Here is a 14,090-nt window from a genome sequence, read left to right on the forward strand (position 1 = left end):
CATGCGATTGCGAACTGCCCTGTGGTTGGCGTGCGCGCTGACCTTGTCCGTGAGCGCCGGGTACGCCTCCGGCGCGGGCTCGGAACCCGAGGACCCCGTGGTGGACGCGCTCAGCCGCGACCTCGGGATCAGCCGGTCCGAAGCGCAAGACAGGCTCGCCGACCAAGCACAGGCCCAACTCGTCGCGGCAGCCCTGCCGCGCGCCGGTACCGCCGGCATGTGGCTTGACGGCGGGCTGAAGGTCGCCGTCACAGACGAGGCCACTGCGGCCGCCGTGCGTGACCTCGGCGCGCAACCGGTCAAGGTCAGCCGCGACCAGGCGACCCTCGACCGGCTCGTCAAGACCGTCGCCGACCGCGCGTTCCCCGGCGTCACCTCCTGGGGCGTCGACCCCCAGCACAACGACGTGGCCGTCCGCATCGACCGGACGCGAACGTCCCGCGCGTTCCCGGCGATCGAGGGCGTCCGCGTCGTCGAGACCACCTCGTCCCCGGTCCAGCAGGCGGGCACCGTCCAGCCGGGCAACCCCTGGTGGCCGGGCAGCGAGTCCAACTGCTCCGTGGGCTTCCCGGCCACGGACTCCTCCGGCGGCAAGCACTTCCTCACCGCCGGGCACTGCACCAACGACGCCAACCAGGCCGCCTACGGGCAGAGCGGCAGCCAGAACCGCATCGGCACCTCCAACGTCGGCGGCTCCCGGACCGTCAACGCGCGTGAGGGCGACATGGGGGTCGTCGCCGTCACCGAGGCGGGCTGGTCGCTGTCGGCGTCGGTGAACACCTGGGGCGGCAGCGCGGTGACCGTCACCGGCTCGGTGGAACCGCTGGTCGGCCAGGCCGTGTGCCACTCGGGGAACACCTCGAAGTGGCAGTGCGGCGAGGTCACCGCGATCAACCAGTCGATCAACTACGGCAGTGTGGTCGTCGAGGGGTTGGCCACCACCACCGCGTGCTCCCTGGGCGGCGACTCCGGCGGCGCCTGGCTGGCCGGGGACAAGGCCGTCGGCCTGCACTCCGGCGGTGCCTCCTCGTGCAGCCCCGGCGGCGCGAAGGACCAGTCGATCTTCCAGCCGGTCAACGAGGCACTGCGCAAGTGGAACCTCACCCTGGTCACCGGCGGTGGCGGCGGCGACACGCAGGCGCCGACCGCGCCCGCCAACCCGCGCTCGACCGACAGCACGTCCACCAGCGTGACCCTCGCCTGGGACGCCGCCACGGACAACGTCGGCGTCACCGGCTATACCGTCTACAACGGCACCGCGGTAGCAGCAACGGTCGCGGCCACTACGGCAACGGTGACGGGCCTATCGCCCGACACCGCCTACACGTTCACGATCAAGGCCAACGACGCTGCGGGCAACTCGTCGCCCGCTAGCGCTGCCGTCCAGGCCCGGACCAAGCCCGGTAACCCCGGAGGCAGCCGAACCTTCCGCAGCGACACCGACTTCCCGATCCGGGACTACCAGACCGTCGTCAGCCCTCTTACCGCAACGGCGTCCGGTAAGGCCGCCACGACGGTGTCCGTAACCGTGGCCGCCACACACACCTGCCTCCAGGACCTCAACATCACCCTGGTCGGCCCATCCGGCACTTGGTACACCCTGCAGCGCTATGGCGGCTACCAGTGCACCGCCTTCCCGAACCCGAAGACGTTCACGGTGCCCAACGTCAACGAGAACGCCACCGGGAAGTGGACTCTGCGCATCGGCGACAACGGCCCCGGCGATACCGGGGTGCTCGACGCGTGGACGGTGACCCTGTAACCCAGGGCCACCGAGACCGGGCACCAGCCGCCACCCGACCCCCGGGGCGGCTGGTGCCCGATCGCGCGTCTCCAGACCGGTCACGAATCGAGAAGCGTCCTCCCGCGGCCCGACCTAGTGTTGCTCCCGTGTCCAACCGCGACACACCAACACCCACGGATTCCCGGGAGAACCGCATGTCCAGCACCAACCTCGGCGCCAAGACCATCCTGCACCCGGTCACCGACCTGGCCGCCGCCAAGGCCGTGTACACCGCGCTGCTGGGCACCGAGCCCCAGGCGGACGCGCCCTACTACGTCGGCTTCGAGCACGAGGGCCAGCACATCGGCCTGGTCCCCGGGGGCGCCGCCCAGGGGATGACCGGCCCGGTCGCGCACTGGCACGTCACCGACATCGAGGCCAAGATCGCCGAACTCACCGCGGCAGGCGCCACCGTCGCCCAGGCGCCCCGTGAGGTGGGCGGCGGTCGCCTGGTCGCCACCGTCACCGACCCCGACGGCAACGTCCTCGGGCTCATCCAAGACTGATGACCCGCGCGGCACGCGAGACGCGTGTCGTGCCCATCCGGTAAACAGTGGACCGAAGAGCCGAACAGCCGAGCACCCCGGGCCCGCGGGCACCCGCCGAGGCCGGGCCGGGGAGCGCGACACCGCCGCGGGCGGGCCGACCGATGGAGAGCAGATGAGCAAGCCCAAGCGGGCGGCCGCCCAGGCGACCGGGTCGCACGTCGCGGACAGCCACGACCTGATCCGGGTCCTCGGCGCGCGGGAGAACAACCTCAAGGACGTCAGCGTCGAGCTGCCCAAGCGCAGGTTGACGGTGTTCACCGGGGTGTCCGGGTCGGGCAAGAGCTCGCTGGTGTTCAGCACCATCGCCGCCGAGTCGCAGCGGATGATCAACGAGACCTACAGCGCGTTCGTGCAGGGGTTCATGCCGACGCTGGCGCGCCCGGACGTGGACGTGCTCGACGGGCTGACCACGGCGATCATCGTCGACCAGCAGCGGCTGGGGACCGACCCGCGCTCGACCGTGGGCACCGCGACCGACGCCAACGCCATGCTGCGCATCCTGTTCAGCAGGCTCGGCAAGCCGCACATCGGGTCGCCGCAGGCGTTCTCCTTCAACGTCGCCTCGATCAGCGGGGCGGGCGCGGTCACCGTCGAGCGCGCGGGCAAGACCGTGAAGGAGCGCCGCAGCTTCTCCATCACCGGTGGCATGTGCCCGCGCTGCGAGGGCCGGGGTTCGGTCACCGACATCGACCTCGCGCAGCTCTACGACGACTCCAAGTCGATCGCCGAGGGTGCCTTCACCATCCCCGGCTGGAAGTCCGACAGCTGGTGGACGGTGCGCATCTACGCCGAGTCCGGCTTCTTGGACCCGGACAAGCCGATCCGCAAGTTCACCAAGAAGGAGATGCAGGACTTCCTCTACCGGGAGCCGACCAAGGTCAAGGTCGAGGGCGTCAACCTGACCTACGAGGGCCTCATCCCCAAGATCCAGAAGTCGTTCCTGTCCAAGGACAAGGAGTCGCTGCAGCCGCACATCCGTGCCTTCGTCGAGCGGGCGGTCACCTTCACCACCTGCCCGGAGTGTGCGGGCACCCGGCTCAGCGAGGCGGCCCGGTCCTCGAAGATCAAGCGGATCAGCATCGCCGACGCCTGCGCGATGCAGATCAGCGACCTCGCCGAGTGGGTCCGCGGCCTCAACGAACCGTCGGTCGCGCCGCTGCTGGCCACGCTCGGGCACACGCTGGACTCGTTCGTGCAGATCGGCCTGGGTTACCTCTCGCTCAACCGGCCGTCGGGCACCCTGTCCGGCGGTGAGGCGCAGCGGGTGAAGATGATCCGCCACCTCGGGTCCTCGCTCACCGACACCACCTACGTCTTCGACGAGCCCACAATCGGCCTGCACCCGCACGACATCCAGCGGATGAACGACCTGCTGCTGCGCCTGCGCGACAAGGGCAACACCGTCCTGGTCGTCGAGCACAAGCCCGAGACCATCGCCATCGCCGACCACATCGTCGACCTCGGCCCCGGCGCGGGCACCGCGGGCGGCACCGTCTGCTTCGAGGGCACCGTCGAGGGCCTGCGCGCCAGCGACACCGTCACCGGCCGCCACCTCGACGACCGCGCGTCGCTCAAGGACGAGGTGCGCACCCCCACCGGCGCGCTGCAGGTGCGCGGCGCCACCGCCAACAACCTGCGCAAGGTCAACGTCGACATCCCGCTCGGCGTGCTGGTCGTGGTCACCGGTGTCGCCGGATCGGGCAAGAGCTCACTGATCCACGGCTCGGTCGCGGGCGGCGACGGCGTGATCTCGGTGGACCAGACCGCGATCAAGGGCTCCCGCCGCAGCAACCCCGCCACCTACACCGGCCTGCTCGAGCCCATCCGCAAAGCCTTCGCCAAGGCCAACAACGTCAAGCCTGCCCTCTTCAGCGCCAACTCCGAAGGCGCCTGTCCCACCTGCAACGGCGCGGGCGTCATCTTCACCGACCTGGCCATGATGGCGGGCGTCGCCACCCCCTGCGAACTCTGCGAGGGCAAGCGCTTCCAAGCCGAAGTCCTCGACTACACCTTCGGCGGCAAGGACATCAGCGAAGTCCTCACCATGTCCGTCACCGAAGCCACCGAGTTCTTCAGCACCGGCGAAGCCCACATCCCCGCCGCCCACAAAATCCTCACCCACCTCTCCGAAGTAGGCCTCGGCTACCTGAGCCTCGGCCAACCCCTAACCACCCTCTCCGGCGGCGAACGCCAACGCCTCAAGCTCGCCACGCACATGTCGGACAAGGGCGGGATCTACGTGCTCGACGAACCCACCACCGGCCTGCACTTGGCCGACGTCGACCACCTGCTGGGACTGTTGGACCGCCTGGTGGACGCAGGCAAGTCGGTGATCGTGATCGAACACCACCAGGCAGTCATGGCGCACGCTGACTGGATCATCGATCTGGGGCCTGGTGCGGGTCACGACGGGGGCAAGGTGGTGTTCGAGGGAACCCCAGCCGACCTAGTCGCCGCACGGTCGACTCTGACGGGCGAGCACCTAGCGGATTACGTGGGCTGAGGCCTAGTCCCCTGTGGGCGACTTCGGTTGCCCACAGGGGTGTTGGTCGCGGTGGGCCGAAATCAGTGCTGCTTATGGCGGTTTGATCATGTAGTTGGAGCCGTTGCGCTGAGCGGGCTTTGTGCTGGCCGTGCAGTTGGCACTAGCGACTTCTGCGAGCGCTGGCCGAGCTCGCGGCGATGCCAACATGCTGGGCATTCTCTTGAGTGGCGAGCGTCGACGCGAGGCCATCGATCAACGTTGCCACTCTGGCGCAAGGCGCTCGATCTCGCGAGTAGTTCGGCGGTTGCGAGCCATCTTGCCCGGGTCGACGAGCCCTCCGGTTTTCTGGGCTTGATCGATCAGGGCATCAAGCGCCCGGCTGGGTACCACGTAGCGAGTACGCACCTTGACCGCGGGGAAGCTGTCCTCGCGGATCGCGCGGTACAGGGTCGCCGGGTCGACGCGCAGGATGGCTGCGGCTTCGCGGACGGTATAGAAGGTCGGCGTGCTTGTCCCGATGGCAGGCGGCGTCATGGAGGGCTCCTCTCAGGTCGTCCAGCAAGTACCCGCACGCTCGACTTGAATGACCACACGATCAGGTTATGTGTTGGCAGCATGCGACCCTGCGCCTGTACGTGAAAGATCTGCTTGTTGGATGCGCAAACCGGCAGGTGATCGACTTCGACGGGCCCTGCGCGCATGGTGGGTTTTCTGCGATCGAGAAGACTGCCAAGAACAGTCCTGAAAGGACGACCACGATGGCGGCGGCAAGCCAGGCTTGACCGGTTTCCTGAGAGTTCGCGCTGCACGTAGGTGGGCTGCTGTTCGGCCTTCGAAGCGCTTCAAGGTGCTGCGCTCCCCTTGACTCTGGTGAGCTTCGCGTCTCGGGCACCGGCTGACCAGGACGCCAACGCGAGCGACTTCGGAGGTGGGCCGACTCAGGCTTTCGTTCGATCTGGATGAGCCCGACCTGGAGGCCGACTATCGTGCTATGGCCGATTGTTCTTGATGGCCTGTGCGAAGTCCGGAGGTCGGTAGGGTCTGGGCCACCAGGCCGCCGCTACGATGTGTGACTCTAACGTCTGGAGACACATGGCCGACAACAGCGCGATCGAGTGGACTGAAGCAACCTGGAACCCGAGCACCGGGTGTGATCAGGTGTCCAGCGGCTGCGACAACTGCTACGCCCTTGTGCTGGCGAAGCGGCTCAAGGCCATGGGGGCTGCCAAATACCAGGTGGACGGCGACCCACGCACGTCTGGACCGGGTTTCGGCGTGGCCGTTCATCCTTCGGCGCTGGAGTTGCCGTATCAGTGGCGTAGGCCGCGGCTGGTGTTCGTGAACTCGATGTCCGACCTGTTCCACGCGAAGGTGCCGATCAGCTTCGTTCGGCAGGTGTTCGAGGTCATTGCCGCTACACCCCAGCACACTTACCAGGTGCTCACTAAGCGGGCGACTCGTCTGCGGAGGTTCGCCGAGCGCCTCGATTGGCCGCCGAACCTGTGGATGGGCGTCTCCGTCGAGACCGAGCGCGAGCTTGGCCGCGTCGACGATTTGCGTGCGGTCGGCGCCGCAGTGAGGTTCATCTCGGCCGAGCCGCTGCTCGGCCCGCTGCCAAGGCTTGACCTCACGGGCATCCACTGGCTGATCACCGGCGGAGAATCAGGGCCAGGTGCTCGGCCATGCGATCCCGACTGGGTACGGGACATCCGCGACACCTGCCTTTCCGCGGGCGTGCCGTTCTTCCATAAACAATGGGGCGGTAGGCATGCCAAGGCTCGCGGCCGCGAGCTGGATGGTGTCATCCACGGGGGGATGCCTCTCGTCACGCAGCCTGCCTGACCATCAGCCCTGTCGTAGGCGGACGAAGCTGGAGATGCGGATCGGCCCGTCCGTGGTTGTCTCGATCTTTCCGCTGGCGCGCAGGGGTTCCAGTGCTCGGATGACGTGTTGCTGGCGGAAGACCGTTTCGTGGAGGGCGAACTTTCGAAGGTCGTGGACGCGGATTCCTTTGGGCCCGGCTGCTTGGATACGGGGAAGCAGCAGGCGGCCGAGGGGAGCGACGAGCGGCTCGTCGACTTCGAAGAGGGTCTCGTGCTGCTCGTCGCGGGGGTCTCGGAAGCCGACCCCCTTTACAGGGTCGACGTCCCAGAGGGTGTCCTTCATCTTTTCGACACCTCTTTGGTGGTTGGTTCCGAATACGAGATACAGCACTTCGCCGCGGCGGTCGACAAGCTCGAAGTCGAGCAGATGCTTGAACCCGGCTGACCCGAGGGTCTCGCGGTAGCAGTTCAGCATGTGTTGACGCTTTGCTGGACCGTCGTCCAGGTGCGCGACTTCCCGCCACCGTTGGTCGCCGCCAAAGACGGCGTCTGCGGCTGGCCCCAGCTTGCTGACGAAACGGACGAAGCTCTGCGAGCCGAACGTCACGATGACCTCCGTTGCTACGTTGCTCGCCAGGCGTTGTAGCAGCTTGTAGTCAATCGGGGCGTTTCCCCAGGAGTCGAGCACTGCCAGGATCGGCTGCCCCCAAGCCTCAAGGTCGTCGAGGTTGGCCTCGAGCTGATCTATGCAGGTGCCCTTGACGTAACGAACACGCAGCTTCTCAGGAGCCCGAGGGCGCTCCGGGAACCGGCCCAAGATTTGCTCTTGGAGCATGGCGACGCAGCGCTGGTCGTCGTCGATGAAGAGGAACTTCACCACGGGCCTTGAGTTGGCCACCTTGTCGACCAATGCCTTGATCGCGATCACGGGAGATCCTGGTTCGCCATCCTTGTACACGCCGGGCCCGGCGAAGCCCTCAGCGTAGGTAGCCGAGGGGAACGCGTTGGCGCCACCGAGCAGGATGGGGAACCAACGCTCCAGGTAGCGCCGGTAGATGTCGTGCTTGGCGGCAGTGTGCTCTGCGATCTGCCATGGAACCTCGCCATCGACTGGCATGGACGCGCCTCTCTTCGCCGCACTGGTCGAACCACACGATATCTGTGTGCGCCATCTGATGTGGTGCTGTCGTGAGGGTCAGTCCGGGGCGGCAGGGCACAACTGGTCCGTATGGGTGATATTGCTGACGGGTGGTCATAGTTCGGGGGTCTTGCTATAGCGGTTCGTTAGCTCGAAGGTCTAAAAATCGACCTATCTATACTCGCCGCCATCAACGACTACTTCGCTACCGCCGCTTGACCCGGAAGGGATGAGCACGTATTCGGCCCAGTCGCGTAGGGGAGCGCAGTGCAGGACTGGAGTAGGTTTTTGCGCGAAGTTGACGTAATAGTTTGACACGCTCTCACTGGGACGTTCGGCGTCGGCTGTGCTACTGGTTGAGATGAGCCAGTCACCTCGAGGTGCCTCTTCTGATGGCTACAAGTTACTCGTCCAAGAAAGCGGATAGACCCGACGGTCTGCCGCGGTCGAAGGTGGCGTTGCGGAAGTCCGCGGTGGTGAAAGTGGTGTCTTCGAAGTCTGCGTTCGTGGTGAAAGTCGTCGCGGTGAAGTCGGCTGTGGTGAAGGTGGCGGAGCGGAAGTCGGCGTAGCCGGTGAAGGTTGCGGCGGCGAAGGTGGCTTCGGTGAAGGTTGCTCGTTCGAAGTCGACGCCGTCGGTGAAGGTGGTGGAGCCGAAGTTGGCGGGGGCGGTGAAGTGTGCCGCTTCGAAGTTGGCGCCGTCGGTGAAGGTGGACCATTCGAAGTCGGCGGTGGTGAAGGTGGTGGACTCGAAGTTGGCGTGGTCGGTGAAGGTGGCCCACTCGAAGTCGGCGTCGCGGTGGAAGGTGGCTGAGCCGAAGGTGACGCCGCCGGTGAAGGTGGTGCCGCTGAGGTCGGCGGGGCCGGTGAACGTTGCGGCGGAGAAGTCGGCGTAGCCGGTGAAGGTCGCGGACTTGAAGATCACCGAGCGGGCCGCGCACCGGTGCAGGCTGAAGCCGGTGAGGGTCGCGGCGGTGAGGTCCAGGTCGATGCCGCGCCAGAAGCCGGGGGTGTCGGGGCACAGGTGCGCGGTGAGCAGCCGTTGTGCGGTCAGCCGGAACTCGCGTTCCTGCAGTCGCTCCCTATAGGTCGCCGCCGTCATGCCCTCCGGCAGGTCGTCCTCGTCGGACAGGTCGGCGGGCATCCGCAGGCAGGCGCACAGCACGTTGATGATCGTCTGCCGCTGCCCGGGGTTGTCCTGCGCCAACCGCTCCAGCGCGTAGAGGCCGCCGAGCCGCACCGGGGCCTGCGCGGAGCCCAGCAGTTCGACCGCCTTGGTGTACAGGTCGGTGATCCGCCGCGCCGCCGCGTCCTCCCTGGTGTCCGCGGCGACCCGCTCCTGCAGCGCGAACGCCTGCGCGGCCGCCGCCTGCTCGCGGTCGCGCTGCCGCAGCGCGATCTCGGTGCTGCGCTGCCTGCGCGCGGCCAGCAGCAGCGCCGCCGCGCCCCCGGTGCCGACCACGATCGAGCCCGCCGTGCGGATGGCGTCCAGCCGGATCCGGTTCACCTCGGTGTCGCGGCCCGCGTTCCCGAGCACCAGCCACGTCGTCACCCCGGCGCCGACGCCGAGGATCAGCGCCGCCCACACCAGGATCGACTTCACCGACAGGACCGTGTAGCTATCCGCTTCCGGGGTCGTCACCACCCCAGGGTGCCGCCGGTCCGCTACCCGAGCGACTCCACCGCCAGCCGCGGCGACAACGCGCGCAGGAAGTCGGCGGCGTCGAAGATCCGCCCCGGCGCGGCCACCCCGGTCGCCCTCGTCCGCCCGGACAGGATCCGCTCGACCGCCTCCACCGCGAGCGGCGCGGATGTCCCGGCCGGTCGCAACGATGCGCCGGGAGGCGCCGCCGGTGCGCACCAGGACGTCGACGAGGAACGTCTGGTCGGACCGGTCCCGCTCGGTGACCCCGCCGGACAGGCCCCTGGCCGCCTCGACAGCCATGTATGTGCGGACCTCGGGAACCGCCACGTGGCTGGGGATGGTGACGACATCGGCCATGGTGAACTCACCGATGACCTGCCGGGTCCCCATCGGCTCCGGGAAGGGCCAATCCAGTGTCGACACGGCGTCGTCGTGGTACTCGAGCCTGCCGTTGGCAAACCGGACCCGCCGCCCGTTCCGCCGCGCACTGGAGACCGCCCCGGCCGCAACGGTGCCCTCGGTGGGGTGCCAATTGCTCAACCCGTACGCGACGCGCACCTCGTCCGCGCTCGTCCGGTCACCCAGCGCCGCGGTGACCAGCAGGTCACCGAGCCCGCCGAAGAACGCCATCGCGGGCACGACCACCGCATCCGTGCCCGCGAACCGCGCGAACGTGTCGGCGTTGGCCTCGATCTCGGCCGCCACGTCCACGTACGGGATGCCCGCGCGCCCGGCCGCCTCGATGACCGGCGCCGAGGTCACGGCGAACGGCCCGGCGCAGTTGATCACGGCGGCGACACCGCGCAACGCCCGGTCGAGGGCCGCCGGATCGTCAACCGGGGCCTGCCGGGTGTCCAACCCGGGGTGCGCGGCGACCAACTTGTCCGCGTCGCGACCGGCCGGGATCGGCTTGAAGCCGCGTTCACGCAGCTCAGCGACCACGAACCGGCCCGTGTGCCCGTACCCGCCGTACACCGCGACCCGCTCACCCATCGACTCTCCCACCCGCGCCGGAACCACTGCCCCGACAGCGTGCGGGGGAGCGCTCGCCGCCACCAGTGTCCGGAACGCCATCATGCGTACACTTTCGGACATGCCCACCGTCGCCCTGGCCGCCACCGACGGCATGCTGCACTTCGAGCTGGCCCTGGCGCACGAGGTGTTCGCCGCCGATCTGACGAGCACCGTTGCGAACTGGTACGACCTCGTCGTCTGCGGTGCTGGCCCGGTCCGCCTCGGCCGCTTCGAACTGCGCCCCGACCACGGCCTCGACCAGCTCGTGCACGCCGACACCGTGATCGTTCCCGGCTGGTCGGACGTGGCTGTCACCCCGCCCGCCGACCTGGTCGACGCGGTGCGCGCCGCGCACGAGGCGGGCGCCCGGGTCGCCTCGCTGTGCACCGGTGCGTTCGTGCTGGCCGCGGCGGGCCTGTTGGACGGTCGGCGCGCAACGACGCACTGGGCGCACACCGACGAGCTGGCCGCCCGCTTCCCGCTGGTGGAGGTCACTCCCGACGTGCTCTACGTCGACAACGGCAGCGTGCTCACCTCCGCTGGCAAGGCCGCCGCCATGGACCTCTGCCTGCACCTGGTCCGCACCGACCACGGCGCCGCGGTCGCCAACACGATCGCCCGCAGGCTGGTCGTCCCACCGCACCGCGCGGGCGGCCAAGCCCAGTTCGTCACCACCCCGGTGCCCGTCCAGGACGCCCCGCTCACCGCGCTCCTGCCGTGGGTGGCGCAACGCCTGGACCAGCCGCTCACCGTGGCCGACCTCGCCAAGCAGGCCAACATGAGCTCCCGCACGCTCGGCAGGCACTTCCAGGTGTCGATCGGCAGCACACCGTTGCAATGGCTGCTCACCCAGCGCATCCGACGCGCCCAGGAACTGCTCGAAAGCACCGACGACAGCATCGAGGCAGTCGCCGCAGCAACCGGCATGGGTACCGCGACAACGTTGCGACGCCACTTCCACCGCAGCATCGGTGTGCCACCGGACACCTACCGGCGCACATTCCGCGGCTAGCGCGCCGCACCTCTCCCGTAGAGCATCGTTGCCGCAGAGCGCCGCTACCGCAGAGCGGTGAGGAACTCGACGAGCGCGCGGTAGTACGGCTCGACCGTCGTGAGGTTGGCGTACTCGTCGGGACCGTGCTGGCCCTCGCCGCCGATCCCGAAGATCACCGCGTCGATGCCGTGCTGGTGGTAGAAGCGCGAGTCGGCGGCGCCGTGCTTGCGCAGCAGGTCCCCGGAGTAGCCCTGGGCGTTCGCCGCACGCCGCAACGCCGCCACGTCCGGGCCGTCCTCGTCGGCACGGTGCGGCGGCTCGACCCGGTCGACCTCAACAATGACATCGGCCGGGCACAGCGACGCAATGTGTGTGGCCACCTCATCCGCCGTGCGACCCGCGAAGTCCCGGTCCTCGGCCGTGTAGCGGATGTCCAGCCACGCCGTCGCGTCCGCGGGCACCTGGTTCACCGCCGTACCGCCCGTCTCGACCCGGGCCACGTTCACCGTCGTGCGCCACACCTCCTCAGTCGCCACCGGGTACACCGCCAGCACCCCGTCGATCGCGCGCATCACCTTGAGGACCGCGTTGTCGCCCAACCACTGGTAAGCGCTGTGCGCGGCCCGCCCACTCGCCCGCAGCCGGGCCGTGAGCAGCCCCTTCGACTCGACCACCAGCCGCAGCCCGCTGTACTCGCCGATCACCACGAAGTCCGCCGACACCCCTTGTCGCAGCTGGAACGCCGTGCCGTCGTACCCGCCGATCTCCTCGTCTGTAACCAACTGCAGGCCGACCGGCGCGGTCACCGGCGCGTCCCGGAACGCCATCGCCTGCACCAGCGCCGAGAGCTTCATGTCCTGCGCGCCGCGGGCGAACAACCGGTCACCGTCGCGCCGCGGCCGGAACTGCTCCGGGGTGCCGGGCACGACGTCGAGGTGCCCGTTGAGGATCACCCGGAACCGCGGCCGCCGCGCGCCCCGGTACACCAGAGCACTGGGTTTCCCGTTGGACTCGAACCGCTCCACCGTGAACCCCGGCCCGACCACGCCCAGCGCGAACTCCAGTGCCCGCTCCAGTTCCGCACCCCGATCCGCCGTGGACGGGATGGCCAACAATTCCTCCGCCAATGCCAGGAACTCCGTCATGTCCATCCCCGCATCCTGCCCGGTCGGCGCCCGAGCGCGGTCACAAGTCCACAATGTCCACTGTGGACGATGAGACTCGTTCGGGGACGACCGTCACCTGACGGGGGGATCGTCGGCGCCGGGTGCCCGCCCCTAGGCTCTGTCCGGCAGGTCAGGCACGCGCTATCCGCGCCCGCGCGGCCCCTGGCCGCACGGGCGGAAAGCCCAAGTACAACCCGGTACGTGCGGCTTCCCGCCCGCGCACCCAGCGACCACGCGGATCACCGATCCCACGCACCAGACCTACCGGACAGCGCCTAGCATCCCGACGGTCGATCACGGGAGGCATCGTTGCACCGCACACGACCCATCAAGCGCTACGTTGCCGCGGCGCTCATCTTGGCCGCGCTGCTCACCCCGGTCCCCGCGTCCGCGGCGTCCCCGATCACCGAGTACGGACCCGTGCCGTCCTCGATCCCGCTCGGCGGCGTGTGCGAGGTCGAGTTCGACCACACCGGCGCCCTCTGGATCGAGCAGTACCTGAGCAGCCAGGTCGCCCGGTTCGACCCGGCGACCGGCGCGTTCACCAACTTCAGCACCCCCATGCCGCTGTCGGTGCCCGGCGGGATGGACCTCGACCTGGCTGGTGACCTGTGGATGCCGCAGGTCACCGGCAACAGCCTGCTGCGCGTCGACACCGCCACCGGCGCCATGACCGAGGTGCCGCTGCCCTGGGCGGGCGCGTTCACCCTCCAGCCGCTGGGCATCCCGCTGCACAGCGGCCTCGGCCTGGCCAACGACATCGCGCTCGGGCCCGACGGCGCCCTGTGGTTCACCCTCGGCGGGCTCAACTCGATCGGCCGCTACGACCCGGCCACCGGCGCGTGGAGCAAGTTCCGGGTACCGGGGGAGGTCCTCGGACAGCTGGGCGCCCTCTTCGGCATCATCAAACCCGGCCCCGGTCGCACCGTTGTCTTCGACCTGCCGCAGCTGAACAAAGTTGCGACCCTCGACGTCGACACGCACCGGTTCACCCAGTACCCGATGCCCACCCCGCTGTCGTTCCCGGTCGGCGTGCGCACCGCCGCCGACGGCACCATCTGGGTCGCCGAGGCGCTCGGCATGAAGATCGCCCGGATCAACCCCGCCACCGGCCACATCACCGAGTACCCGCTGCTCGGCGTCAACGGCCTGCTCACCAGCATCCTCAACGGCCTGGGCATCGGCAGCGTCGGCAACCCGCTGCCCACGCCCGGCCCGATCGCCGAGGGCAGCGACGGCGCCATCTACTTCGCGGTGAGCTTCCCGGTGCCGATCGGCCTCGGCAACCAGATCGCCCGCTTCGACCCGGTCACCCGCGAGGTCCGGATGTGGAGCACCCCGTCGTCGGCGTCCTCCCCGTGCGACATCAACGTCCACCAGCCCGGCGCCGTGTGGTTCGGCCTGCTGACCAGCAACAAGATCGGCAAGCTCGACCTCGGCGCGCTCTGAGCCCGGCGTGTCGGTCCGGGGCGCGCGCGGCGCCCGGTGGGACACTCG

General features: G+C 68.7%; 10 protein-coding genes and 1 pseudogene. 6 read left to right on the forward strand and 5 right to left on the reverse strand.

What is annotated here, in order from left to right; all coding sequences use genetic code 11:
• Position 1: 1 nt before the first annotated feature.
• From LV75_RS25125 to LV75_RS25135, 3 genes are all read left to right on the forward strand, one after another.
• Positions 2 to 1,762 (forward strand): proprotein convertase P-domain-containing protein, encoded by a 1,761-nt coding sequence (locus LV75_RS25125; RefSeq protein ID WP_253889473.1) that lies wholly within the window; start codon positions 2 to 4, stop codon positions 1,760 to 1,762.
• Between the two features lie 176 nt (positions 1,763 to 1,938).
• Positions 1,939 to 2,289: a VOC family protein gene (locus LV75_RS25130; RefSeq protein ID WP_253889474.1), complete on the forward strand. Its 351-nt coding sequence runs from the start codon at positions 1,939 to 1,941 to the stop codon at positions 2,287 to 2,289.
• 154 nt (positions 2,290 to 2,443) lie between these two features.
• The gene (locus LV75_RS25135; RefSeq protein ID WP_253889475.1) at positions 2,444 to 4,834 is read left to right on the forward strand and encodes an ATP-binding cassette domain-containing protein; all 2,391 of its coding nucleotides are present in this window, start codon (positions 2,444 to 2,446) and stop codon (positions 4,832 to 4,834) included.
• Between the two features lie 234 nt (positions 4,835 to 5,068).
• On the opposite strand, the gene LV75_RS25140 is transcribed toward LV75_RS25135, so the two are convergent.
• Complete coding sequence (locus LV75_RS25140; RefSeq protein ID WP_253889476.1) at positions 5,069 to 5,350, reverse strand: helix-turn-helix domain-containing protein; 282 nt, start codon at positions 5,348 to 5,350, stop codon at positions 5,069 to 5,071.
• A 558-nt stretch (positions 5,351 to 5,908) separates the two neighbouring features.
• On the opposite strand from LV75_RS25140, the gene LV75_RS25145 reads away from it, so the two are divergent.
• Complete coding sequence (locus tag LV75_RS25145) at positions 5,909 to 6,658, forward strand: DUF5131 family protein (RefSeq protein WP_253889477.1); 750 nt, start codon at positions 5,909 to 5,911, stop codon at positions 6,656 to 6,658.
• 3 nt (positions 6,659 to 6,661) lie between these two features.
• On the opposite strand, the gene LV75_RS25150 is transcribed toward LV75_RS25145, so the two are convergent.
• The 3 genes and pseudogenes from LV75_RS25150 to LV75_RS25160 all read right to left on the reverse strand — a co-directional run bounded on the left by LV75_RS25150 (position 6,662) and on the right by LV75_RS25160 (position 10,412).
• The gene (locus LV75_RS25150; protein ID WP_253889478.1) at positions 6,662 to 7,756 is read right to left on the reverse strand and encodes a three-Cys-motif partner protein TcmP; all 1,095 of its coding nucleotides are present in this window, start codon (positions 7,754 to 7,756) and stop codon (positions 6,662 to 6,664) included.
• A gap of 424 nt (positions 7,757 to 8,180) precedes the next feature.
• Entirely contained in the window at positions 8,181 to 8,918 is a 738-nt protein-coding gene (locus tag LV75_RS25155) for a pentapeptide repeat-containing protein (protein ID WP_308211040.1), read from the reverse strand.
• Positions 8,919 to 9,439: 521 nt separating this feature from the next.
• Positions 9,440 to 10,412 (reverse strand): annotated as a pseudogene (locus LV75_RS25160) (saccharopine dehydrogenase NADP-binding domain-containing protein).
• Between the two features lie 100 nt (positions 10,413 to 10,512).
• Here LV75_RS25160 and LV75_RS25165 point away from each other — a divergent pair.
• A complete protein-coding gene (locus LV75_RS25165) occupies positions 10,513 to 11,445 on the forward strand; it encodes a helix-turn-helix domain-containing protein (RefSeq protein ID WP_253889479.1) in 933 nt (310 codons plus the stop codon).
• 44 nt (positions 11,446 to 11,489) lie between these two features.
• Here the strand turns inward: LV75_RS25165 and LV75_RS25170 are convergent, their stop codons facing one another.
• Positions 11,490 to 12,578 carry a M20 family metallopeptidase gene (locus LV75_RS25170; RefSeq protein ID WP_253889480.1) on the reverse strand — a complete coding sequence of 363 codons (1,089 nt, stop codon included), beginning with the start codon at positions 12,576 to 12,578 and terminating at the stop codon, positions 11,490 to 11,492.
• A gap of 324 nt (positions 12,579 to 12,902) precedes the next feature.
• On the opposite strand from LV75_RS25170, the gene LV75_RS25175 reads away from it, so the two are divergent.
• Positions 12,903 to 14,042 carry a Vgb family protein gene (locus LV75_RS25175; protein ID WP_253889481.1) on the forward strand — a complete coding sequence of 380 codons (1,140 nt, stop codon included), beginning with the start codon at positions 12,903 to 12,905 and terminating at the stop codon, positions 14,040 to 14,042.
• Positions 14,043 to 14,090 lie beyond the last annotated feature (48 nt).

Origin of the sequence: Actinokineospora diospyrosa, from assembly GCF_024171925.1 — a bacterium.
In the GTDB taxonomy this organism is placed as follows: Bacteria; Actinomycetota; Actinomycetes; order Mycobacteriales; family Pseudonocardiaceae; genus Actinokineospora; species Actinokineospora diospyrosa.